This window comes from Hymenobacter ruber, from assembly GCF_054783255.1.
This window is the reverse complement of sequence record NZ_BAAGQX010000004.1, coordinates 2,360,465-2,380,884: the sequence shown is the minus strand read 5'-3', so window position 1 is coordinate 2,380,884 and position 20,420 is coordinate 2,360,465. Positions and strand designations below refer to the sequence as shown.

General features: G+C 61.3%; 28 protein-coding genes. 7 read left to right on the top strand and 21 right to left on the bottom strand.

From position 1 onward, the window contains the following. Positions 1-27: 27 nt before the first annotated feature. From ACYVM5_RS20720 to ACYVM5_RS20665, 12 genes are all read right to left on the bottom strand, one after another. Positions 28-1,089, bottom strand: coding sequence for a PDDEXK-like family protein (locus ACYVM5_RS20720; RefSeq protein ID WP_460619987.1), 1,062 nt, complete (start codon positions 1,087-1,089; stop codon positions 28-30). A 114-nt stretch (positions 1,090-1,203) separates the two neighbouring features. Next, complete coding sequence (locus tag ACYVM5_RS20715; RefSeq protein ID WP_460619986.1) at positions 1,204-1,419, bottom strand: hypothetical protein; 216 nt, start codon at positions 1,417-1,419, stop codon at positions 1,204-1,206. Positions 1,420-1,484: 65 nt separating this feature from the next. After that, positions 1,485-1,874: a hypothetical protein gene (locus ACYVM5_RS20710; protein WP_460619985.1), complete on the bottom strand. Its 390-nt coding sequence runs from the start codon at positions 1,872-1,874 to the stop codon at positions 1,485-1,487. Between the two features lie 56 nt (positions 1,875-1,930). Next, a complete protein-coding gene (locus ACYVM5_RS20705; protein WP_460619984.1) occupies positions 1,931-2,635 on the bottom strand; it encodes a PD-(D/E)XK nuclease family protein in 705 nt (234 codons plus the stop codon). A gap of 48 nt (positions 2,636-2,683) precedes the next feature. Further along, positions 2,684-2,932 carry a hypothetical protein gene (locus ACYVM5_RS20700; protein WP_460619983.1) on the bottom strand — a complete coding sequence of 83 codons (249 nt, stop codon included), beginning with the start codon at positions 2,930-2,932 and terminating at the stop codon, positions 2,684-2,686. A gap of 130 nt (positions 2,933-3,062) precedes the next feature. Continuing rightward, a complete protein-coding gene (locus tag ACYVM5_RS20695; protein ID WP_460619982.1) occupies positions 3,063-3,758 on the bottom strand; it encodes a hypothetical protein in 696 nt (231 codons plus the stop codon). A gap of 73 nt (positions 3,759-3,831) precedes the next feature. Continuing rightward, a complete protein-coding gene (locus ACYVM5_RS20690) occupies positions 3,832-4,038 on the bottom strand; it encodes a hypothetical protein (RefSeq protein WP_460619981.1) in 207 nt (68 codons plus the stop codon). A gap of 58 nt (positions 4,039-4,096) precedes the next feature. Further along, positions 4,097-4,291, bottom strand: a complete 195-nt coding sequence (locus ACYVM5_RS20685) for a hypothetical protein (RefSeq protein WP_460619980.1) — start codon at positions 4,289-4,291, stop codon at positions 4,097-4,099. Between the two features lie 50 nt (positions 4,292-4,341). Beyond that, positions 4,342-4,650 carry a DUF3846 domain-containing protein gene (locus ACYVM5_RS20680; protein WP_460619979.1) on the bottom strand — a complete coding sequence of 103 codons (309 nt, stop codon included), beginning with the start codon at positions 4,648-4,650 and terminating at the stop codon, positions 4,342-4,344. A gap of 73 nt (positions 4,651-4,723) precedes the next feature. Continuing rightward, on the bottom strand, positions 4,724-5,011 hold the full coding sequence (locus ACYVM5_RS20675) for a hypothetical protein (RefSeq protein WP_460619978.1): 288 nt from the start codon (positions 5,009-5,011) through the stop codon (positions 4,724-4,726). Positions 5,012-5,061: 50 nt separating this feature from the next. After that, positions 5,062-5,475 carry a hypothetical protein gene (locus ACYVM5_RS20670; RefSeq protein ID WP_460619977.1) on the bottom strand — a complete coding sequence of 138 codons (414 nt, stop codon included), beginning with the start codon at positions 5,473-5,475 and terminating at the stop codon, positions 5,062-5,064. Beyond that, complete coding sequence (locus tag ACYVM5_RS20665; RefSeq protein WP_460619976.1) at positions 5,468-5,962, bottom strand: hypothetical protein; 495 nt, start codon at positions 5,960-5,962, stop codon at positions 5,468-5,470. Before ACYVM5_RS20665 ends, ACYVM5_RS20670 begins: the two co-directional genes overlap by 8 nt. 193 nt (positions 5,963-6,155) lie before the next feature. On the opposite strand from ACYVM5_RS20665, the gene ACYVM5_RS20660 reads away from it, so the two are divergent. The 6 genes from ACYVM5_RS20660 (at position 6,156) to ACYVM5_RS20635 (ending at position 14,331) form a co-directional block, all read left to right on the top strand. Continuing rightward, positions 6,156-6,572 carry an SLOG family protein gene (locus ACYVM5_RS20660; RefSeq protein ID WP_460619975.1) on the top strand — a complete coding sequence of 139 codons (417 nt, stop codon included), beginning with the start codon at positions 6,156-6,158 and terminating at the stop codon, positions 6,570-6,572. A gap of 1,846 nt (positions 6,573-8,418) precedes the next feature. Continuing rightward, positions 8,419-8,721, top strand: a complete 303-nt coding sequence (locus ACYVM5_RS20655; RefSeq protein ID WP_460619974.1) for a hypothetical protein — start codon at positions 8,419-8,421, stop codon at positions 8,719-8,721. After that, positions 8,708-9,199: a M15 family metallopeptidase gene (locus ACYVM5_RS20650; protein WP_460619973.1), complete on the top strand. Its 492-nt coding sequence runs from the start codon at positions 8,708-8,710 to the stop codon at positions 9,197-9,199. Before ACYVM5_RS20655 ends, ACYVM5_RS20650 begins: the two co-directional genes overlap by 14 nt. A gap of 808 nt (positions 9,200-10,007) precedes the next feature. Continuing rightward, positions 10,008-11,144, top strand: coding sequence for a DNA cytosine methyltransferase (locus ACYVM5_RS20645; protein ID WP_460619972.1), 1,137 nt, complete (start codon positions 10,008-10,010; stop codon positions 11,142-11,144). Between the two features lie 14 nt (positions 11,145-11,158). Further along, entirely contained in the window at positions 11,159-12,955 is a 1,797-nt protein-coding gene (locus ACYVM5_RS20640) for an AAA family ATPase (RefSeq protein WP_460619971.1), read from the top strand. 47 nt (positions 12,956-13,002) lie between these two features. Further along, complete coding sequence (locus ACYVM5_RS20635; RefSeq protein ID WP_460619970.1) at positions 13,003-14,331, top strand: LlaJI family restriction endonuclease; 1,329 nt, start codon at positions 13,003-13,005, stop codon at positions 14,329-14,331. A gap of 8 nt (positions 14,332-14,339) precedes the next feature. Here ACYVM5_RS20635 and ACYVM5_RS20630 read toward each other — a convergent pair whose 3' ends face one another. From ACYVM5_RS20630 to ACYVM5_RS20590, 9 genes are all read right to left on the bottom strand, one after another. Continuing rightward, positions 14,340-14,774: a very short patch repair endonuclease gene (locus tag ACYVM5_RS20630; RefSeq protein ID WP_460619969.1), complete on the bottom strand. Its 435-nt coding sequence runs from the start codon at positions 14,772-14,774 to the stop codon at positions 14,340-14,342. 89 nt (positions 14,775-14,863) lie between these two features. Next, a complete protein-coding gene (locus ACYVM5_RS20625) occupies positions 14,864-15,652 on the bottom strand; it encodes a DNA adenine methylase (RefSeq protein ID WP_460619968.1) in 789 nt (262 codons plus the stop codon). Further along, on the bottom strand, positions 15,645-16,037 hold the full coding sequence (locus ACYVM5_RS20620) for a VRR-NUC domain-containing protein (protein WP_460619967.1): 393 nt from the start codon (positions 16,035-16,037) through the stop codon (positions 15,645-15,647). Before ACYVM5_RS20620 ends, ACYVM5_RS20625 begins: the two co-directional genes overlap by 8 nt. A 13-nt stretch (positions 16,038-16,050) precedes the next feature. Beyond that, positions 16,051-16,326: a hypothetical protein gene (locus ACYVM5_RS20615; protein ID WP_460619966.1), complete on the bottom strand. Its 276-nt coding sequence runs from the start codon at positions 16,324-16,326 to the stop codon at positions 16,051-16,053. Positions 16,327-16,330: 4 nt separating this feature from the next. After that, a complete protein-coding gene (locus ACYVM5_RS20610; protein WP_460619965.1) occupies positions 16,331-17,071 on the bottom strand; it encodes a hypothetical protein in 741 nt (246 codons plus the stop codon). Further along, positions 17,064-18,095, bottom strand: a complete 1,032-nt coding sequence (locus tag ACYVM5_RS20605) for a hypothetical protein (protein ID WP_460619964.1) — start codon at positions 18,093-18,095, stop codon at positions 17,064-17,066. The genes ACYVM5_RS20610 and ACYVM5_RS20605 overlap by 8 nt, the downstream gene beginning before the upstream one ends. Then, positions 18,092-18,715 carry a hypothetical protein gene (locus ACYVM5_RS20600; protein ID WP_460619963.1) on the bottom strand — a complete coding sequence of 208 codons (624 nt, stop codon included), beginning with the start codon at positions 18,713-18,715 and terminating at the stop codon, positions 18,092-18,094. The genes ACYVM5_RS20605 and ACYVM5_RS20600 overlap by 4 nt, the downstream gene beginning before the upstream one ends. Beyond that, positions 18,712-18,996: a helix-turn-helix domain-containing protein gene (locus ACYVM5_RS20595; RefSeq protein WP_460619962.1), complete on the bottom strand. Its 285-nt coding sequence runs from the start codon at positions 18,994-18,996 to the stop codon at positions 18,712-18,714. The genes ACYVM5_RS20600 and ACYVM5_RS20595 overlap by 4 nt, the downstream gene beginning before the upstream one ends. Before the next feature lie 5 nt (positions 18,997-19,001). Beyond that, positions 19,002-19,256 carry a hypothetical protein gene (locus ACYVM5_RS20590; protein WP_460619961.1) on the bottom strand — a complete coding sequence of 85 codons (255 nt, stop codon included), beginning with the start codon at positions 19,254-19,256 and terminating at the stop codon, positions 19,002-19,004. Positions 19,257-19,565: 309 nt separating this feature from the next. On the opposite strand from ACYVM5_RS20590, the gene ACYVM5_RS20585 reads away from it, so the two are divergent. Then, positions 19,566-20,213 (top strand): S24 family peptidase, encoded by a 648-nt coding sequence (locus ACYVM5_RS20585; RefSeq protein WP_460619960.1) that lies wholly within the window; start codon positions 19,566-19,568, stop codon positions 20,211-20,213. The last annotated feature ends 207 nt before the right edge of the window (positions 20,214-20,420 follow it).

Here is a 20,420-nt window from a genome sequence, read left to right as displayed (position 1 = left end):
GGATGCCGGGGTGGCAGCTTGCCGGGCCTACTCGCCTGCCGCTACCTGGGCAGGCCAGTCGGCTACGCATTTTTTGACGAAAGCATCGTAGGCGTTTAGCTTTTGTTTTACCCCCTCGAAGTCTACCGGCTGGTCGGGTGCCCCGAGCCAGTGCTCAGGCTCCACCACGGCCACCGTCATGTAGGCACCGCTACCGAAGCGGGCGGGCTTGTGAATGTGGTTGAGCCCTGCCGCTTTCGCTTTCTCCATCACATAGCGGTAGTAGTCGTTGCGTGTTTCGCGGGTGTAATCATCAGGCCGAACATCGGGGCCACCTTCCTCGGTGCTGATTTTGATGCAGAGCATCTTGCGGTCGGCCTCAATCTGCAGATAAAGCGGGTGGGGACTATTTCCTTGCTGCCAGTTTATCAGATAGCACCAGAAACCGCCTGAATAATTATTCACCCAAAACCATTTGATTTTCGAGATGTCGGCTTGGGTATCCATCCACAGATAAAAGCCTTCCCAGTCGCCGTTATCCCAATGATTCCAAGGCTTTTCGAGGTAGCCGGAAACGGCTTTTTCCAGCGCATCGAGGTACCCGATGAAATCGGTGAAAATTTGGTTGGTAACTCCAGGGTGTTGCTTAAACAGGCTTATCAAGTCAGTCCGCCCTATCGTGTCGTATTGCTTTTTCTTGATTTCCGCCAAATCAACGGCGTTTTCGTTGCCCGTTTTCAGATATACACAAACGAGTTTCCAGGGCTTTTTCCGGTCTGGGTGCGAACACCACTCCTGGGCCATCTCGCGGTACGTGTCTAACTGATTACCGTGCTCGGCGGCGTGCTTCTTGTCTTCGATGATTAGCAGAGTTTCCTCATTAATTTCCGCCCACACATCGACGTTGTTCCACTGCCGGCCTGCGTCCAAGCTAGTTATCTGGAAATCGGGCGTCTCCTTCAGTAGCAGAATGACGAATTGCCGGGCGCACTCGTGCAAAGCCGGGTCGTTTTGGCGTTGCTCCGGGGCGGCCCATTTCAGCATCCAGGTTAGGAAAGCATCTTGGCTCAGCTCTTTGGTGGCAATCTGGAAAATATTTGGTTTGTCCATCAGGTTTATAAATGTTTTGATAGTGAGCCGCGAAAGGTATGCAATGAAACAGCCCCGACCTGCACGGGGCGGGTCGGGGCTGGCGGTGCTCGAGGCACTTTGGGTCTGGCGGTGTCAGCTCTGCGGTGCCGGGGCCGGACGACGGCCCGAATCATCAAAAAGAAAGTGCTCGCCTACTTGGTAGGTTTCCTGTAGATAGTCCAGGGCGGCATCAGGCGTTGTAAAAGGCCCAGCCATCTTCATGCCGCCCTCGGGCAACTCGGCTCGGGTATAGAATTGCTGGTCGCGGGCGCGGAAGATTTCGCGGTGTAGTTGCTGGGCGGCGTTCATGGCTGGCTGGTGGCGGGTCAGGAATGGAAAATTACGGAATAGAAGGGCAAGAAGTGGCGGTTGTGTTAGAATGGCGGCTCCTCGTCGCCTGGGCGGCGGCTACCGGGCACCCCGAAACGGAACAACGGAGTAGATTCCGGCGCTGCACGCTCGGCAGTTTCGGCGGTGGTGGCCACGAAACAGGGATTATTGGCCTTGGCTAACTCAATCGGTTGGCCGTTGTGGCCTGAGCCCTCCCAGCGGTGCGGTGGGTCGGTGGCCTCGGTCAGCATGGCATCACCTGCGGCTGCTGCGGCCTGGGCGGCGCGGATGGCGGCGGCGTGGTGATGGTCGCGGGTGAATTGGGCCAGCAACTCGGTAAAGTGGGAAAGGGCTCCGGCGTGGGTCCGGTGGGTGGTACTGACGGTGACGGTGTACCCGCGGTGGTCCTGGATGATTTGTAGCTGGGTGAGCATGGGCGGGGTTTCTGTCGGCGAACTGCAGATAAACGAGGCGGAGGGCAGGGGTTTGATTAGGCCCTGACGTAGGCCGGGGCCCACGTTTGCGCGGGTATCACCGGCACAGTAGACACAGCTGGGCGGGGCTGCTGCTGGGCGCACAGCTTCAGCAGCCGCTCGTACTTCTTGCGGCCTTGCTCGATGAGGCCGGGCGCGGCGCTTACCTCGAACTGCCATACCTCGAACGGGGCTTTTTTCTGCACGCCGATGATGACAAAGCGGGCCGCGCCCAATAGGTCGGTGTATAGGGCGGCTTGGCGGTCATAGTCGTATTTCTCGATGGTAGCGCAGAAATTGGCGTAGTCCGGGGCGCTGGTGGTTTTGAAGTCGACCAGAACCCGCCGCCCGGTTTTGGAGCTGGTAATTAGCAGGTCGGGGCGCACCTTCACCGTGAGGCCGGTGGCCTCGTGGGTGGCGGTGTGGGTCTGTTCGGCCTGGCCCCGGTAAAGCAGGTCGCGGCAGAAGCGTTGGCGGCGCACGGCGGCGGCCAGGTCCTCAATCTGCTGCCAGGGCACGCGCTGGGTAGTGCGCTGGTAGTGGTCGGGCTCCAGCACCGCCGTATGGAAGTGGCTGCCGAAGGCCAAGGCCTGCGGGTTGGGCTGGCGGGTGATGCCGAGGGCGCGGTTTTTGGCCTCGCTCAGGTCGGTATTGGAAAGGAAGGGCAGGGCGCGGTGGGCTTCCTGCGTCAGGCCGGGGTGGTGGCGGTGGTCGGTGAACATTCGACAAGTAGCGGTTAGCAGTGAACAATGAGCAATGAGTAAGCGGGGCTACTGGTAGCGGTCGATGATGCAGGCCAGGCGCTGGGGCTCGTCGGCGCGGTGCAGCCAGACGTGGGAGCCGCCGCAGCCGACCTGGTAAGCGGGCTCGGGAAAGAGCCGGCGCACGTCGGGGGCCAAGTCGCGCACATCAAGCAGCGGGGCGGTGGTGGCGAGAAGCTGGGCCAGCTCAACCAAGCGGGCGGCTTCCTCGGGGGAGTTTGGGGTTAGCTCCTGGCGGAACTCGGGAAGTTGCAGCATGAGAATAGGAATTGAGAAGGGACTAGGAGAAGCGGGGGCCGGGCGCGGCCCGTTGGTTCTGGCGGTGTCGTCGAAGCGTTCCGCCGATTCGGACGGGGCCAGCTGATGCGGTGCTGGCCCCGTCCGGCGGTTAGGCGGCTTCGGCCGGGGCGGCTTCGGCGGCTTCGAGCTGCGCGGGCTGCTCGACGGGCGCGGGTACCCGGTAGCCCTGCACCAGCTTGGTATCGGCCTCGCCGGTGTGGGTTTCCTCACGCCAGATGTGGAAGTCCTCGGCGAACTCCTTGCGGGCCTGCACCTCGGCTTTATCGGCGGGCGTGTAGCTGAACTCGGCGATGTAGTAGGTGGCCGTTTTGCCTTCCTTCTCGGTCTGCTTCTTCTGCGCGGTCACGGTCACCACCACGTCGGCTAGGGTCAGGTCGTCGTAGAAAAGCGGCTCGATGAGGCGGTACAGGTTTTCAACCGAATACCCGTGAAACAGCACGGCGCAAACGGCCCCTTTGTCATCGACAAAGTACAGTTCGGCCCAGGTCTTGCGGCCCATGTTCAGGATGTTGTCCTGGAAAATGTGCCAAGCCAGCGGGATAAAGCTCAGCGACTTGCCGATGACGGTTTGGCCGCCGATGTTGAAAACGCCCGCCTTCGCGTCGAAACGAATCTGGCGGGGGTGGCCGGGGAGGTACTTGAAACGGCTGGTTTCCGTCACTTCGCCGCTGTCCTCATCCACCGAAACGGTGAGGTAGGAGCGGCTGGGCTTCGGGGTGGTGGTGTCGATGGCGGCGGGGGCGGCGGTTGCGGCACCTGCGGCGGTTTTGGGAGTGGTTGCCATGTGGGCGGTTGTGGGAGTAAAAAAGCGGGGCCAGTTGTCGGCCGGCCCCTGCGCCGTTTTGTGGTAGTGGCCGCTAGGCGGCATCTTCTGCATCTCGGTAGGTCAATTCCCATCCGGCGGCTCGCAGCTCAGCCAGCACCTCCACGGCCAGAAATCGGGCGCCGCGTGCGTTTGCGCCTCGGTCGTGGATGTATTCGGCCGGGCCTGCGAAGCCTAGCACCTGGGCGGCGCGGCCTACGGCGGCCTCGAAGGCTTCGGCGTGTTCTTTTACTTTTGACATTGGAAGTAGTGGGGTAGTAATGGGGCCAGTTGTGGGCCGGCCCCTGCGCCATGTGTGCTCAGGCCCTGCGGGGGTCGGGGTGCTCGTGTATGTCCTGGAAGTGGCGGCAGTCGCGGATGATGTCGCGGATGGCGCCGGCGCGGGTCGGGCTGTCGTTGTTGGCCGTGGTGGCGCTGAATGGCTGGCGGGCCTGCCAGATGTAGCCGCCTGCGGGCCAGCGGCGGATATAGGCGCGGAAAATCGGGGCTTTCATGGGGCGTGCCGGTAATGCGGGGCTGGCGCTTACGGCCGGCCCCTGGGTGGTTATTTGAATTGTTTGTCGTGGCAGAGAATGGCGCGGCCCACAATGCAGTCGACGCCGCGGGCGGCTGGCTCGTGCTGGTGCCACAGGTAGGTAGCCAGCAGATTGAGGTAGGCCGGTTGGCGGAACTTGCCTTCGTCGTCGATTATCAAAATCAACTCATCGGTGAGGCGCACCACGTCCACCAAACGGCAGTCAAGCATGGTGTATAGCTCGGCCAGCTTGAAGCTCTTGCCGTTGGCAGGGTTGACGGGGCGGGGCTCGGCGCTGGCTGGGTCGAGCAAATGGGGCTGGTAATTGATTTTGGGCATGGGCGTAAGGGATGCGGGGCCGGCGCGCTGAGGGCGGCCCCCGGTTGATGGGTTGGGATGGTGGCGGGGGTGGCTAGCGCGGCGCGTAGCTGCCGGCCCCGGAGGGGTCCCCGGCGTGCGGCCGGGCGCTGGGGTAGGCGTGCGCGCTGTCGTTGAAAAGGCTGACGACTGCGGCCAGCGCCTCCCACCGGCAGGCCCCGGTGGCGCGGTACTCGCGGGGGCAAGCCAGCCCGGCCGGAGTGCTCACGACGATGGTAAACCGGGCGCCGTGGGAGAATGAGTAGCCGCCGATGGTGCAGCCGGGGAGCGGGAACAAAGCCGCCGCGACCTGGGCAAAGCTGGGCGTAAGGAGTGCCGGCATGAGCTGGTGGGGGAGGTGGCCCCCGCCGCTGCTGACGGGGGCCGGGTGGCTTACAGATTTGTTCCGTGGCGGGCGTTGTGGCCTGCCCTTATGCGGGCTTCGAGCTGGGCGCGTGGCGTGGCGGCGTAGGCTTTGGCGGCGGCGGCGTAGCGGCTGCGGGCGGCTTCCTGCGCCAGCCGGGCGGCTTTTTTGCGCCGCTTGCGGCCGGGGCCGTGGTCGTTGTCGCGCACCTCCCGGAATGCTTGGTCGGCGTCGAACTTGGCCGACTGCGCCCGGCATAGCTCGAAATAGGCGGCTTGGCTCTCGGGGTCTGGCTGCGGCCTAGCGGCTGGGGCGACCTGGCGGCTAGGGCTGCGGGCGGCGAGCTGGGCCAGCGTAGCATCTAAACGGGCCAGTGCCTCCCGGACCCGGTGGCTGGCGGCCCCCGTGGCGGGGGCCGCTGCCTGCTGCACGGTGCTAAGCATGGGCCGTGACGGGCTGGCGCATGGTGGCCCAAACACAGTCGCACCCTACTCCGAACGGGTCTGTAGTGCTGTCGCACCCGCAAGCCGCGCACTTGATGGGCGCCGGGGCTGCGGGAGCAAATGAGAAGAAGCGGGGCGCGACGGCGGGGAGGGCGGCACAAGCGGCGGCGGCCTGACGGGGCTGCGCGTTGCTGAATACCTGCTCGGCGGCGGTCAGGATATCACTGCCGGAATGTAGCTGCTCGGCGGTAATGGCGAACTGCTGCCACGCTTTGAGCAAGGCAGCGCGCACGGCCGCAAAGGGGCAAGGCTCTACCGCATAATAGCAGGGGCCAGTGGCACCGTGCGGGTGGTAGCTGACGCTGTAGCTGGTGGTAGTGTAGTCGCCGGCCTCACTGGTGTAGTGGGCAATGGTGGCGAAGCGGCTGGCGGATGGGCCCGACCATGCGGAGGCTGCAAGCTGGGAGAATTGCGAAGGGGTGAACATGGGCTGTATAGGTTAGCCGTGTGGTGCGCTGCGATGCTGGCCGGGCCCAGCTAGCGCCGCAGGCGCAAGCGCCGGGGTCTCTCCCCGACTACTACACAAATATACGCACCAAAGTAGGAAAAGATGCACCAAAGTAGGTAAAAAGTTATCCACAATATGCACCAGAATACACACGTATGGCGTAACTTGCAGTATGAGAAATGTACTAAAAGAGGTGACCGGGAGCGGTGGGCCGGTGGTGGCGGTGGTGGGCAGCCGGGGACTGGCGGCGTGCGCGGCACTGCTGGCCCGGCTGGCTGAACTGGCCCCCGCTGAGGTGGTGAGCGGCGGCGCGGCGGGCCCTGACACGCTGGGCGCGGAATGGGCGCGGGCCAACGGGGTGCCGCTGCGGGTGCTGCGGCCTGACTACAGCGCCCACGGCCCGGCCGCCCCCCATGTGCGGAACGCCGAAATAGTGGCCGCCGCCGATGTGGTGCTGGTGGTGTGGGACGGAAAAAGCCGGGGGACGCTGAGCGCCGCCCGCGCCGCCGCCCGGCTGGGTCGGCGCTGCGAGTGGCTGGCTGCCCCTGCACCTGGAGCGCGCCCGGTGCCGGGCGGGCTGGGGCTGTGAGGCCTGCACCGCCGGGGCCGCTGGTGGCCGCGAGCCCCGCCGCCCCTGGCGCTGCTGGCCACCGCCGCCCCTGCCGGTGGCAGCTGCCGGTGGCGCGGGCGCTGGATGGTGCGAAAACAGCCCCACCACGGCCACCTGACGCGCCCGCCCCGCCCAGTGCCTGCCTGGCTGCTGCGCGTGGCGTGAGGACGCCCGGCCGCTGCCCTGGTGGCCGCTGGCGCGGCCCCGCCTGCCACAACACACTAGATGCCCCCGGCCAGGGGGTGCGGGGGCCGGCCGTGAGGCCCCCGGTGCGCGCCGATGGCCGCACCCTCTCCGCGAAGCGGGCCTTGTGAGGGTGTAGCAGCCTTTTCCGGCTGCGGAACCCGAGGAAGATGACCGGGCGTAAGCCTGGGCATGGATGCCGGGGGCCTGGGGGCTGCCCCCAGACCAACCCTCCGCGAAGCGGGCCTTGTATTTGAGCCAGGGGCCGCTGTCGCCGCTGCTGGCACCTTCGCCGCTCTGCGCCGCGCCCTGGCTTCGTTTCCGCCGCTTCCGGCGTTGCTCCAGCCTGCTCGCGGGCGGTGCGTGGGGCACGGCCAGGGGGCCGCGCTTGGGAGATGCCGACCAACGGAAGGCGGCGACCTTGCGCATCGGCAACCTGGGCCGGTGCGGTGGGCTGGCGTCAGGTGACGGTGGGGGCGGTAAGCGTAGGCTGAACCCGAACGCAGCAGAGCGAAGTGAGCGGTTCAGCCGGAGCGCCGGGCAGGCCTGGACGCTGAAACCGCCGCCGCTGATGCTACGGGTGACGGGCCGGCAGAGGCTGGCCGAATGAAGCACCGGGCAGCCGGCAAGCGGAGGTACGGAGCGCAGTCCGGCCGCCCGGTGTGGAATGAGGCGGGCCGGGGCGGTGGGTTACGGTAGGGCCGACTGGCCGACCATCGGGAGGCTGGGCGGGCCGCTGGGTGCGTCTGGTGAGCTTCGGCGGTAACTGCTGAGGCGGTGAGCGTAGGGGGACGGCCGCGGTGGGTCGTGCGGCAGGCCGTCCCCCCGAAGCGCAGGCGGGCCGCTGCCACTTGAAACTGCCGCTTCGGGTTGCTGCTGGCTGAGCGTGAGCCGCTTTTTTCAGCGGCTGGCGCGGGGCGGCGGGCTTGCGTCCGGGGCGTATCACCGGCACCACGGCCACCGCTGCCTGACGCGCTGGGCTGGTGGTGCTGAAGGTCGGCGGCGGGCTGCGGTGGGCTGTTTCGGCGGTATCAGTGCGTTGGGCAGAGGCTGGCCGCCCAACGGAAGGCGGGCCGGGGCGGTGGTTTTCGGTAGGGGCGGCCGGCTGACCTCGGGGAAGCTGGACGACCCGTAGGCGGTGGTGCTGCAGCTTCGGCGTATCAGCAGCTGGCGCGGGGGTAGAGGCCGGCACGGTGCCGCAATGACCAGAGCGACCAGCGCCTAGCAAGCATAGTGAGTGAGGAGCCGAGGGACGAGGCGACGAATCGAACGTAGCGCAGCGTGGCGCAGGGAGTGGCGGGAATGCAGGCGACGGGCGGGCCGGGGCGGTGGGCTTCGGTAGGGGCCGGATGCGCCTTTTTCCGGCGCTGCCGGGCCCGTTGGCGGGGTGTCACGGCCGAGTCGCTGAGTCGCTGCCGAAGTGTGCAAGGGATGGGAAGGGAGCGACCAACGGGAGCTGTGCGAAGCACCGTAGCGCAGCGAAGCCCTGGACAGCCCGACCCCCGGAGCGACCCACGGGAGCGGAGGGGGATGCACCCTGAATAATGCAAATAAAGCCAGTGCTGTAAATCGATGGCTGAATCATCGGTGACTACGTAGATTTGCACTAAAGTGTATTTTACAACTTCTACTTTAGTAAACTATGTTGTTCAGCAGCTCCAAACTGGGCCATATCGGCCAGATTCTCAGCACCGGCGCGGTCTGGGAAATAGGCACTTCGGCTTTCACGCCGCCTACGGCCAACGAAATCGAAACCTTCGTCCACGTTGTAATTCAGGTGGTGGTGGGCATCGTGACCATATATGCCACCGTGCGCAAGATGTTTCAGCGGCCGGAATCGGTGGTCAAGCTGCCTGCTGTCGGGGTGGTGGCGGCTCCCCCGGCTTCACCTGCTGCTGCTCCTGTGCCTCCCGCCGCCGCTGATTCCGCCCATGTCGCCGACTAAGCCCGCCGCCACTCCTGCGCCCGTCCCAGCCGTTAAGCCGGTCCGTGTCGCGCCCGTGCTTTCACCAGCCCAGGTAAAGTCGCAGGCTGCCCGGCTGGCGCAGGCGGTGCCTTATCTGGCTGCGGCTTACTCGCACGCGCTGGGCCGTTGGGTAAGTGACCCGGTGTTGCGGCTCCTGGGCCTGCCCATCGTGACGGAAAGCTACCGAAGCCCCGAACGTCAGGATGAGCTATACACGCACGGCCGCACTGCCCCCGGTCCGGTGGTGACTTACAAGCGGGGCGGCGAGTCGAACCACAACAAGCTGCCCGCGCCTGCGCTGGACGTGGCTTTTCTGCTGGCCGATGGGTCGGTGTCGTGGTCGGGGCTGCTGCTCTCCAAGTTCGCCCGGCTGATGAAGGCCGCCGATGCGCGGGTGCATTGGGGCGGCGACTGGTCGAAATTCAAGGACAGGCCGCATTTCGAGGTATTGAGCTGAGCCGCAAGCCAGCCGCAACCCTTTCTTTCCCTTCACCCTTTTACCCCATTTTTCACTGATGAAACTCTGGCAGATAATCGTTCACGCTGCGGTAAGCGTGATTTTACAACTTGTGGATAAGAAGCGCGACCAAGCCGGCAAGTAGCCGGCACCTGCACCACCGCCACAAACAACGGGGCCAGCTGGCCGGGCGTGATGCTCGACCAGCTGGCCCCGTTCACGTAGTTACACCGACATTTGCAGGGCACTACGGCCATATTTTCATGCGCGCTATTCTATACACTCCGGCGGAGCCGCCACGTACCGTATCACCCGCCGGCTTCACTATGCCCGACCGGGTGACAGGATTAGTCCGTACTCCCCCGCAGGCCGCAGAACTGTTAGAATGTGCCCCTACGCTCGTGGACGTATTGGCGTCTGGGGCTGATTACGTGGCTTTCTCCATATTCGACTTCGAAGGTGAAGTAAACTATGCGGCGATGGAGGCCGTGGCCAAAATCAGCGGGCATGATTTCGACGTTGCGGACGAGGACCACACGTTAGCAGGACCGGTACTAATCGTATATGAAGGCTAACTTTCTTAGTTTAGGAATGGCCGGGCTCGTGGGCTCGTAGAAAAAAAATCAAGTCTTTAGAAAGCGTCTCGGGTCAGGCTACTTGGTTAAGTTTTACGGTATTGCCGCACGCCGGGGGCCACCGACATGCCATCGGGAAGGAAGCCCGCGCAACCTTAACCAGGGTCTGCGGATTGTAGGCGATTACAAACCGACTAACTTTAGGTCGACAAAATCTTACAACGGGCCTACTAATGGGAAAGAATAAATATACCGTCCTCAGCATGTTCAGCGGGTGCGGTGGGATGGATAAGGGCTTTATCGACGCCGGCTATGAGGTGCTATGGGCTAATGACTTAAATAAAGACGCTTGCGACACGTATCGTAAAAACATAGGTCCTATAGAAGAAGGTGACGTCTGTAACGTTTCGGTTCCGCTTATCAACGACTTGGACGTGCTGACCGCCGGCTTTCCGTGCCAGCCGTTCTCAAACGCCGGCTCCAGAAAAGGCATCGACGATGACCGGGGGAGCCTATACCACCAGTGCTTGCGATTCATCAGAACGTTGAATCCGAAGGTCATCCTGTTCGAGAACGTCCGAGGTTTTCTTTCTTTCAAGAACGGCGACGAACTTCTGGTCGAGACCTTATGCCGGGAGCTATCGGAACTCGGGTATGAGGTGCAATTCAAACTCGTTAAGACCAGTGATTACGGAGTGCCGCAACACCGTATCCGTCTCATCATCGTCGGGACACTTCAGAACGCGCGCTTAGGCCATTTCAGCTTTCCGCAGCTCGTCAAGAACGTAGACCTTTCGCTCGGGGCCACCATTTTGGATATTCCCGCTGACGCGCCCAACCAAAATGAGCTGATGCAACTGAACCCGCAGGCCGTGCTGCTCGGCACTTTCGTGCCCGAAGGCGGTTCATGGAAAGATATTCCTACTGAACATCTGCCCGGTCGTCTGAAGCTGATTCGGGATAACATGGAGAAATACCGCTGGCCGAACTTCTACCGGCGGTTCCACCGTGATGAAGTCGCGGGCACCATCACGGCGGCTTTCAAGCCAGAAAACGCCGGCGTGTGGCATCCGGTAGAATCACGCGTGTTCTCGGTGCGGGAAATCGCGCGGATTCAGACCTTCCCGGACGACTTCGTTTTCTACGGCGCCAACGTCAAAGCTAGATATGCGATGATTGGTAACGCGGTGCCACCGCGCCTAGCTCAGGTGCTGGGTGAGGAAATTAAGGTGGTGCTACAGGGAAAGACGCGGAAGAACCGTATCGTGCCTGTGAATTCTTCGACCATTGAGCTGGGGAAAAAGCCGGTGCGGCCCAGTGACCTGCCGATTTTCTATGACGGGCCCGCTGTTATGGCCGCTACTGTATAACCCGCTTTTCTACCATGCCTAAGTATTTTTCCAACGCCGCTTTCATAAGTGAGTTTAAGAAGCTGCGCCATTCGACCACCACTGGAAAGGTCGGTAAGGAGCAGACATCGGCTCTATGCACGTTGTTGGCGTTCGATATGGCTGAGAAGTCGTTGGGCAAAGACTTGCTGGACTTATCTGTCAATAGCGGTGACCGGAGTGAGTTTTCGCGCAAATTCGACGAATTGATGACTTTCGGTCAAGAAGCCGAAGGCGTTCTTCTAGTCGATGACCTTGGCTATCTAAGCTATTCGGACGGTACGGCTAGTTCACGGCTGAGTAAGAATTTCCTGACCACGATACTTAAAAAGGCTAGCGAGGCCGCAGCCCAAAGCGTATATCCGCGCCGTGGTGCAGCTGTCTTGAACCTTGGACTAAGCGCAACTAAATACGGAACTCGAAAAGTAGCTGACTGGAAGGGCGCATTAACGTCACATGTTGAGGAGCGAGAATTGGATACGTTCGATGACGATTCATTCGACCTCACTCCTTTGGCAATGTTTGTACTGCGTGATTTCGAATTCCCAGACAGCATAGTCGGTAACCCGCGAAAGGGCGTAACGGCGGCGCTGCACCTGATTTTGACTGATGACGTTGCAGATTACTTGGCGGCGCATCTGTATTTTGATGGTGCGGTTAATTACTTTGACGACAAGCCCTTGTCGGATGAGCTTGATGTTGACGCCCTGCTGAAAGATTCACAAGAAGAGGATGGCGGCGGCTCCGTAAAGCCTAGCAAGTCGCAAGCTGTTGACTCCGAATTTCCCCGTAATAGAATTATTTACGGCGCACCCGGAACAGGCAAAAGCAATAAGCTGAAAACAGAATCGACCGGGTTCGAGGAGACTCGGGTCATGTTTCACCCGGACTATACCTATAGCCAGTTCGTCGGCGGCTATCGGCCAGCTACCCTTTACAGGACTCCGGCAACTGGCGTCGAAATATTCGATGTTTCCAAAAAGGATAAAATAGACCCGCAGTTAGAGCCGGTCATCGATTATGCGCTGGCGTCGGGTCCGTTTCTGGACGTACTCGTCAAGGCCTTGAATGACCCGTCAAAGAACTATTTGCTGTTGATTGAGGAAATCAACAGGGCGAACGTGGCCGCCGTTTTCGGAGACGTATTCCAATTGTTGGACCGAAACGATGACGGGGTTAGTGAGTATGACGTTACTCCGAACCGAGAAATCGGCGCATTCTTGAAGGAGGCTGTAAATGAATTCTCAGGGAAAATGCAGCTGCCCGCTAATATGTATATCTGGGCCACGATGAACAGCGCGGACCAAGGCGTATTTCCGATGGATTCCGCTTTCAAGCGCCGCTGGTCATTCGAATATTTGCCCTTGAATCAGCCTGAGCAAGACGCTTTGCTACGCAATCTGAAGCTGAGTTTCCTCGGGAAGGAATATTACTGGGTGCCATTCAGAAAGGCACTCAATTCGTTTCTGACGGAGAAGGCTAAAGTGTCTGAGGATAAATTACTGGGTGCGTTCTATATGAAGGCCAGTGAACTCAGCAGCCCGGCCGCAATCAAAAATAAGTTACTGCTTTACCTCCGTGAGGACGTGCTACGCCACAACGCGAAGGCCCTTTTCGAAAAACCGACTTTTTCTCAAATCGCTGAGGCTTACGATAAGGCAGACGGCGGGCTGTTCAACGCAGCGTTTATAGAAAGCCTCACCGAAGCGAACGTCACTTATGCCGCTGATTCCGGGCCTGCTGCCGCTGAAGCTGCTGACGAGGATGAGGACGCCGCTGAGGATGACGAATAATTCCGATTGACGCCCCGTAGCCATACCTTACGCCGATGAAGCGGACAATGCTCCACTACATAGAGGGCCGCTACTACCCAGCGGCTAAGCTCATGGAAGCGTTGCCAGCTGCAGCGCTTACGTTTCTTTACGAGAACCGTCTGCTGGTCAAAGTCGATGAGGACGGGGCGGCGCTTAGGCAGTTTAATTTCGTCGGTTTCCTATCGTTCGGGGAGCTACTCGTATGCGTGCTGCCGAAGTTCTATCGACCTTTACGCGACAAAGACAACGTTGATGAACTGGCCCGGCTGCTATTGCAGACGATGGAAAAGCACGGGCCGGTGACTGAGCGAGGTGACCCGTTGGATGAGCCTGATTTCACCGCTGACCGGTCACCGCTGTTCGATGAGCTGACGGTGGGGCGGGAATTAATCACAGATTATCTGGCGAACGGTTTACTCATTCATGAGTTGAAATACAACGAACTGAACGGACCTGGCCGGATAGATTGGGAAGTGACCGTTCAGCGCGAATACGCGCTCGTGACGGCCGGCGGGGCGTTCTACCCCGTGACCCATACGGCGGCCCGGCGTAGCATCGACTCGCTTAAACTGACGGAGATTCATAAAGCGGTGCTGAACCTTTGCGTCGAACGTTACGGCTGGGCCTCTGATTATGAAATAACCGCTGATTTCGACTCTGCTGTCGAATTGGGAACGTATGACGATGAGCTTTTGCAGACACTGCGCCAAGAGTTGAATCAGACCTACGTGGATAGTAGGCTGCGGACCATCCGCAACCTAATCAGCTTCATCGAGCAAGTCAACGGGGAGGAATCGCGGCCTAACGTGTTCGGTACGCGGTTCTTCCATCGAGTATGGGAGAAGGTCTGCGCGGCGCTGTTTCCTGCTAGCGGGGCTTGGAAACGTGATTTGTTGAAACCGCTCTGGCATGACCACTCCGCCCAGACATACACCGACGAGGCTACCAGACTGATACCGGATTCCGTCTATCAGTGTCAGAGCCAGTCGGCTATCATCATCATTGACGCGAAATACTATAACGTCAAAGTTCAGAGTACGCCCAGCTTGCGGTATGATGGCGCGCCTGGCATCGGTGACGTGCTGAAACAGTTCGTCTATGAGGACGCGGTTACCAAAGCGATGGCCGGTGAGCCGCCGTTTGAAATCCGTAACTGCTTTCTGTTCCCGGCGGCTGATGAGGTCAGCGGATTCCCGTTGCGGCACCTGGGCTTTATCACCTATGACTTGCAAGCGTTCAGCGGCAAGCGAATCATGATGGCGACCGTATCGGCGAACAAGGCATTCGCTAACTACGTGAACGGCGGCAGTCTGCGAGACGCTGAAATAGCGGCCTTCTTCCTGAGTCCGGTTTAGCGGCTCCGTCAGGATTTAGGAAGGGCCAGCAACGCATCGCGCAACTCACTAAGGGTCGCTTCGCGGACTTGCTTTTTCAGGGAGCATTCCCATATGACGAATACGTGCCAACCAAGCTCCTGTAATTCGGCCTGCTGCCTAGCGTCACGGTTGACGTTGCGGTCGAATTTGGCCTGCCAGAACTGTAAGTTAGACTTCGGTTTGAGAGGCTTTACTAGGCATTCCGCGCCGTGAGCGTGCCAGAAGCAGCCTTGAATGAACACCACCGCTTTGCGGCTGGGAAACACGATGTCGGGGCTGCCGGGCAGGTCTTTGCCATGCAAACGGAACCGTAGGCCCTGAGCGTGCAGGTACTTTCTCACCAACATCTCAGGCTTCGTATTCTTGCCCTTCACCTGGGACATGTTATAGCTCCGGGCGGGCGTAGTCGTAACGTCTAGCATATCAAGAAATACGTCCGCTCATCCCGCTTCGTTCCGGCCGCCGGGCATTTCCTCGCTAGGGTATCGTAGGAGGTCGGAGGGCCGGCCGGCTAGCTCGCCGGGGCTGCCGGTGGTCGAGTACCGCTGTACCTGGCCGCCTCGTCGTGGGTGGCGGTGGTGGCCATGGTGAGCAGGGCGGGGTGGGTTTCCTGCATCAGCTCCTGTAGAATGTGCTGGCGCTCGTGGGGCTTCAGCTCTTTCCATCTGGCTACCCAACGGGCAGCCTTGCGTTTGATGTATTCCCGCTCGCGGTAGTCGTTGCCGGCAAAGCGGGCATCGTGTAGCACTTCGGGAGTTGGGTAGTTGTAGAAAAGCCACTCTGTGGCGGCGCCGTGGCGTGTCTGGCTTTGAAACTCTGTGCGGTTCCAGTGGCTGAGCTGGCGGGCGTAGCTTACGTTGGGGTAGGTGCTCACCAAGCAGTCGACGCGGAGGAATCGGACGGCCGTTAGAAATTCCTCGTGGTCCTGGTCGGTCATTTCGTACCGGTAGCGCAACTCGGGGCTTTTGCGGCTGTCGAGGGGATAGGGGGGGTCGCAGTAGATGACTACCCGGCCTAGGTCGGTGCGCTTTAGCACGATGGCCAAAAAGTCGAGGGCGGGCAGGTTGTAGAGGTCGAGGCGGGGGCCTATTTCAGCGTTGCGCCACTGGTCGATGATGTATGGGTCGAGGTCGTTGACGATGACCTGGGCGGGCCACTGGATTTGACGGGTCAGGGCGCAGTTACCGAGGAAAGGTATTATCAGGGTGTCGTGGGGGCGGACGTGGTTGATAATCTTCTGGTAGGTGCCGCTGCTGCCCTTGCCGCCGTAGTACGTGCTGATAGTGGGGAGCTTAATCATGGCGGTGCTGCAGGTGAAGGCCGCGGCCCTCGAATGACTGTTGGAACTGGGCAAAATCGTAGGCGACAAAGGCTAGGCCCTGGGCCTGCTTCAGTTCATTTAGGAACTGCTTTTGGTCGTCGCGTAGGGTGTCGCGGCCGGCTTTCACTTCGACGCCCACGAACACCCCATCAGCGAGGCGGAAGCCGATGATGTCGGGCACGCCATTGCAGCCCTGGGGGTTCTTCCGCCAGCGGCCGGTATCGGGGTCGTAGATGCCGCTGGTGTTCTGGCGCCATACTTTGAAGCCGTGCTTGGTGAGGTAGGCAATGATGGCGCTGGTTATCTCGCCGGCTTTGAGGGTGCCGAAGTCAAGAGGCAGCTGGTCGTGTTTGCGGGCTATCATGGGCGGGGCGGGGCTAGTGCTCGGCGTAGTGGCCGCGGTGGGGTTGGGGCTTGGGTGCTGGCAGTTGCTCGGGGGCGAATAGCTGGCCCTGGGTAGGTTGCAGGCGGGCTTGGTACAGTCGTTCGAGGTCGGCTAGCACGTCGCGTAGCACCTGTTCGCGGTGGTCGGCGGTGTGCTGGGAGAGGCGACCGGTGCGGACCCAATCGGGGTACACCCGCTTGCGGGTTTCCAGCTCGCGCCGTAGCTCGGTCAGGCGCTGCTCAAGAGTGGTAGCTTGCTGTTGGGGCATGAGGCTAGCGGGTAGGGGGGCGGTACTTTTCCATCAGGCGGGCATCTTCGGCGCGGTTGCGCTTGTCGATGAGGCGCTGGGCCTCGGGGCTGGCTTTCCAGTCGGGGCGGGGCTTGCGTTCGATGGCACGGCGCACCTCGGCGCGCTGCTCCTCGGCCTGGGCGGGGGTGATGAGGCCGCGCCGGGCTTTCTGGCCGGTGATGGTGAGCTTCTGGCGCAGGCCCTCGGCGTTGGGGTGGTCGGCGGGAATCTGCTGGGCCACGTTTTCGAGCATCCGGGGGGCCGCGTCGCCGAGCAGCTGCACATCGGCGGCTTGCTGGCTGGCGCCGTTGGCTTTCTGGTCGAGGTGCCGGTTTTCGAGGAAGGCAGCCTTGCGGTTGAAATACTCCTGGATAAGCCGGTAAAGGGTGCTTACGTCCATCGACTGGTAGAATTTGGTGCCGTGGGTGCGGGCCTCCTTCAGCGCCAGAATTATATCCTTCAGGCTGTCGTGGGTGTAGGTGTGGGTCAGTGTATCGGCCAACTCCAGAATGTCGGCCGGGTCGGGCTTTTCGGGCACGCGCAGCGAATCCATGAAGGCGCGCAGCACGACGACCAGCAGCTTGGTTAGCACCGTTTCACCCAAGCGGTGCCGGAGCTGGAATAGCTTGGGCGCGGCCACGGCCTGGGCCACGGTGAGGCCTACGGACACCTCGGCCAGCAGGGCGCGGGCCTCGGGGTTGGGGGTGCTGGCCAGCTCACGCATCGTACTTGGAGCGGTAGCCAGTTGGAGCAGGCCGTGTTCCGGGGTCGGGGCCGGGCTGGCCAGGCTGGTGCTGGTGGGTTCCGGGAGCGAGTTTGAGGCGGTTATCAGCTGCATCATTGAGCATGAATTTTTTGGAGGTTGCTACCCAGTCGCGGCGCAGGGGCGGCAGGCCGGTCTTCTTGTCGCGCCAGTTGTCGATGAGCTGGTGGTAGTGGCGCAGGTCGGCCAGGGCGTAGTCGGTGCCGGCGAAGGCGGCGGTAAAGGCCTCGAAATCGAAAAGGGCCGACTGGCGGAAAGTCAGCTCGGGGAGTGGGGCGCGCCGGCGGGGCTCGTCGCGGGCGGCGGTGGCAGCTGCGCGGATGGTGTCGGCGCGTACCCCTTTCTTTTTTAGCGCAACTTTTTTCTTTGGGGCTGCGCCTGGGGTCGGCTGCGAGTCGTCGGCGGTTTCTTCGGCTAGCCCTGAAAGCCCTTCGTTGGTGGGCGAAGCCTCCCCCTTATTTTTTTTTGAAGCGGCGGCGCGGCCGTTTACTTCTACATGCTGTTTACTCTTATCAGGATGTTTATTACCTATAAGGAGTGGTTGGGGCACATCTGCCCCCGGTAACTCGTCGGCTTGGGGCACATCTGCACCGGGTAAGGGCTGGTTACCTGGGGCAGTTGTGCCCTCGGTAAACGGCGGGGAGCTTGGGGCACTTGTGCCCCCGGTAGGGCTGGCGGCTTGGGTCACATCTGCCCCAAGTAAATCTGACATCAGAAAGCAGGTGGCTTGGTGGCGGCTGCGGCTGGGACGGTAGGCCAGCAGCCCCCACGTTTCGAGTGCGTAAAGCGTGGCCCGGTACACCTTTCGGTTGCCGATGTGAGCGGCCCGCATCATGCGCTCGTGGTCCAGCTCCACGGCTTCGGCGAACCGGGTGGCGTTCCATTCAAAGAACAGCGCCCAGTACAGCGAAACGTGTAGGGGAGTGGCCTCGGCGCGACGGGTCAGCAGCTCGTGGGCGGCGCGGGTGTGCTGGATGAAGTTCATGCAGCGGGGCGGTTGTGGGCAGCGAACACGGCGGCGGAAAAGCCGCGGGGCGTGAGGCTGCGAATGTTGGCGCGGTTCTTTGACGCCGGTACCTTGTCGACCATGGAGCCGCGCACCGGAAAGACGGGTCGCTTCTCGGGCATCTGGAAGCCGTGCCCCGTCCATAGGCAGGTGCGCTTGGTGTAGGCTTCGGGCTCGGGGTCGGCAAGCCAACCGGCGTACTCGCATGGGTCGAACTGGTGGTCAGGCTCGCGCCAGTAGTGGCGGAGCTGGCCCCTGGGGTTCTCGATGAAATAGGGGGCGCCGAGGCGTTCGCACAGGTCAACGGCTGCGCCCACCAGGTCAAGGGAGGCAGCCAGGGCTCGCAAGCCTTTCACCCGGAACAGGTGCGCGCCCGCGTTGCTCAGGTCGGTGCAGGGCAGGAAGGCAGCCACGAAAGCAATGGGGCCGGGGGGCGGCACGAAACGGCGCACGTCGCCGCCCACCAAGCACACGTTGCCCTGCCAGATTTCGCCGGCCGGGTGCTGCACGTCGACGCAGTAGCAGGTGTAGCCGGCAGCGGCCCACGGCTCCACGAAGCGGCCGGAATGGTCGAATAGCGAGATGACGACTTGGCTCATAAACTGGGCCGCTGGTAGCGGCGGGGGTAGGCTTCGACCACGGAGCGCCGGAAGCCGAAGGACTTTTCATCACGGCGCACACCTGGCAGGCGCCCGGCGCGGCGGGCGCAGCGCACGGCCTCCGGGGAGATGCCCAGGGCTTCGGCGGCTTGGTTGGTGGTCAGGATGTCGTCGGGGCTGGCGGCAGTGGCCACGCTGGCCTGCTGCTGCGCCTCCAGCTTTTCGAGTCTGCCCACCACGTCGCGCCATTCGTTTTCGGGGATGAGAAGAACGGCTTGCATGGCGGCTAGGCGGCGATTTTGGCGGCGCGTTCTTTCACCTGGGCCCGGCGCTCGGTTTCGGCCTCGGCGGCGGCAAGGAAGGCTTCTACCAATTCCTTACGGCCACTCTTGCCCTGTATCATCTGGTACATGGCCGAAGTACTAACCTTTATTCCTCTGGCAGTTAGGGCCGCAACTGCGTCCTTAACGACTGTCTGGCCAGGCCCCAGCCGTTCGAGAATCTTCTGGAACTCGGTGGGTTCTTTGGTATTCTGGTGCATATTCGTGTGTATTTTGGTAGTAATTGTGTATCTTTGTAGGAGCAATAATGCCCTTGTTGCACAAAGATACACTTACCATAGTGTCAAAGTTGCACCTTAGTATGCCTACTTATGGAAACATCTGACAACATCTCAGAGCGTCTAGACGCTATTTTAAGGCATTATGACTTGAATGCCAATAGTGTAACGGCCAAGCTCGGGTATTCCACCACGAGCAAAATGTACAAGATTTTGAAAGGTGCGGAGCCTAGTTATCCTACTTTGGTAGATTTCCTGCGGGTATTCCCAGAGATTTCCAGCGATTGGCTGATGCTAGGCAAGGGGCCCATGCTGCGCGGTTCAGCACCGCAGGCCACCCCTAAAACAGAACTGCCCCAGCGGGCTATCACTGGGGCGGAGGTGCTGACCGTAACGGTCGACACGGACGGGGAGGAAAACACGCTGCTCGTGCCGCTGTCGGTGCAGGCGGGCTATCCTAGCCACTTCAATGAGGCGGTTTACCTAAGCGACATGAAGCCTTACCATCTGCCGGGCTTCGAGCGGGGGACCTACCGGGCGTTTGAGGTGGAGGGGCTAAGCATGTCGCCGACCTTCGGCCACCGCGACATTGTGGTGTGCTCTTATGTGGACCGTTGGGACCTGCTCAAACCTTGGGAGTGCTACGTGATAGTGACGGCTGAAAACCTGCTGCTCAAACGCATCAGCGAGCGAATTGTAGACAAGCGCGGCAGCTTCGAACTGCACTCGGATAATCCGTCCTATGACCCGTACCGTCTGCCGGTGGCCGACCTGCTACAACTGTGGCAAGTGCGGGGCTACATCTCAACCAGCATTCCGCCGCGCCCCACTAACAACGGGCTGGCAATGGAGCGGCTGCAAGAGGTGATTGAGCTGCTGGGACACGACTACCACGAGGTGCGGAAATTTCTAGAAGACACCGTGCGGGAACGGGTGTAATGGGGCGCTGGGGCAGTGTCTAGTTGCCGAAATCGCCCCACTCAGCGCCCCACTGTTCGGGACGGGCTAAGTGGCTTGTTCCGTATAGTGTTGATAAATAATAAATTGACAGCTTTGTACCTCGTTAGTAGTTACTTGCTGTGGGAATGAAAAGCAGGATTTCTTCGCCACAAAGCCTTTGGTCCGGGGCGGCATTTGGCAGCGCGG

Coding starts and splice junctions, on each gene's coding strand:
- ACYVM5_RS20720 (WP_460619987.1), bottom strand. CDS start 1,089: ATGGACAAACCAAATATTTTCCAGATTGCCACCAAAGAGCTGAGCCAA.
- ACYVM5_RS20715 (WP_460619986.1), bottom strand. CDS start 1,419: ATGAACGCCGCCCAGCAACTACACCGCGAAATCTTCCGCGCCCGCGAC.
- ACYVM5_RS20710 (WP_460619985.1), bottom strand. CDS start 1,874: ATGCTCACCCAGCTACAAATCATCCAGGACCACCGCGGGTACACCGTC.
- ACYVM5_RS20705 (WP_460619984.1), bottom strand. CDS start 2,635: ATGTTCACCGACCACCGCCACCACCCCGGCCTGACGCAGGAAGCCCAC.
- ACYVM5_RS20700 (WP_460619983.1), bottom strand. CDS start 2,932: ATGCTGCAACTTCCCGAGTTCCGCCAGGAGCTAACCCCAAACTCCCCC.
- ACYVM5_RS20695 (WP_460619982.1), bottom strand. CDS start 3,758: ATGGCAACCACTCCCAAAACCGCCGCAGGTGCCGCAACCGCCGCCCCC.
- ACYVM5_RS20690 (WP_460619981.1), bottom strand. CDS start 4,038: ATGTCAAAAGTAAAAGAACACGCCGAAGCCTTCGAGGCCGCCGTAGGC.
- ACYVM5_RS20685 (WP_460619980.1), bottom strand. CDS start 4,291: ATGAAAGCCCCGATTTTCCGCGCCTATATCCGCCGCTGGCCCGCAGGC.
- ACYVM5_RS20680 (WP_460619979.1), bottom strand. CDS start 4,650: ATGCCCAAAATCAATTACCAGCCCCATTTGCTCGACCCAGCCAGCGCC.
- ACYVM5_RS20675 (WP_460619978.1), bottom strand. CDS start 5,011: ATGCCGGCACTCCTTACGCCCAGCTTTGCCCAGGTCGCGGCGGCTTTG.
- ACYVM5_RS20670 (WP_460619977.1), bottom strand. CDS start 5,475: ATGCTTAGCACCGTGCAGCAGGCAGCGGCCCCCGCCACGGGGGCCGCC.
- ACYVM5_RS20665 (WP_460619976.1), bottom strand. CDS start 5,962: ATGTTCACCCCTTCGCAATTCTCCCAGCTTGCAGCCTCCGCATGGTCG.
- ACYVM5_RS20660 (WP_460619975.1), top strand. CDS start 6,156: ATGAGAAATGTACTAAAAGAGGTGACCGGGAGCGGTGGGCCGGTGGTG.
- ACYVM5_RS20655 (WP_460619974.1), top strand. CDS start 8,419: ATGTTGTTCAGCAGCTCCAAACTGGGCCATATCGGCCAGATTCTCAGC.
- ACYVM5_RS20650 (WP_460619973.1), top strand. CDS start 8,708: ATGTCGCCGACTAAGCCCGCCGCCACTCCTGCGCCCGTCCCAGCCGTT.
- ACYVM5_RS20645 (WP_460619972.1), top strand. CDS start 10,008: ATGGGAAAGAATAAATATACCGTCCTCAGCATGTTCAGCGGGTGCGGT.
- ACYVM5_RS20640 (WP_460619971.1), top strand. CDS start 11,159: ATGCCTAAGTATTTTTCCAACGCCGCTTTCATAAGTGAGTTTAAGAAG.
- ACYVM5_RS20635 (WP_460619970.1), top strand. CDS start 13,003: ATGCTCCACTACATAGAGGGCCGCTACTACCCAGCGGCTAAGCTCATG.
- ACYVM5_RS20630 (WP_460619969.1), bottom strand. CDS start 14,774: ATGCTAGACGTTACGACTACGCCCGCCCGGAGCTATAACATGTCCCAG.
- ACYVM5_RS20625 (WP_460619968.1), bottom strand. CDS start 15,652: ATGATTAAGCTCCCCACTATCAGCACGTACTACGGCGGCAAGGGCAGC.
- ACYVM5_RS20620 (WP_460619967.1), bottom strand. CDS start 16,037: ATGATAGCCCGCAAACACGACCAGCTGCCTCTTGACTTCGGCACCCTC.
- ACYVM5_RS20615 (WP_460619966.1), bottom strand. CDS start 16,326: ATGCCCCAACAGCAAGCTACCACTCTTGAGCAGCGCCTGACCGAGCTA.
- ACYVM5_RS20610 (WP_460619965.1), bottom strand. CDS start 17,071: ATGCGTGAGCTGGCCAGCACCCCCAACCCCGAGGCCCGCGCCCTGCTG.
- ACYVM5_RS20605 (WP_460619964.1), bottom strand. CDS start 18,095: ATGAACTTCATCCAGCACACCCGCGCCGCCCACGAGCTGCTGACCCGT.
- ACYVM5_RS20600 (WP_460619963.1), bottom strand. CDS start 18,715: ATGAGCCAAGTCGTCATCTCGCTATTCGACCATTCCGGCCGCTTCGTG.
- ACYVM5_RS20595 (WP_460619962.1), bottom strand. CDS start 18,996: ATGCAAGCCGTTCTTCTCATCCCCGAAAACGAATGGCGCGACGTGGTG.
- ACYVM5_RS20590 (WP_460619961.1), bottom strand. CDS start 19,256: ATGCACCAGAATACCAAAGAACCCACCGAGTTCCAGAAGATTCTCGAA.
- ACYVM5_RS20585 (WP_460619960.1), top strand. CDS start 19,566: ATGCTAGGCAAGGGGCCCATGCTGCGCGGTTCAGCACCGCAGGCCACC.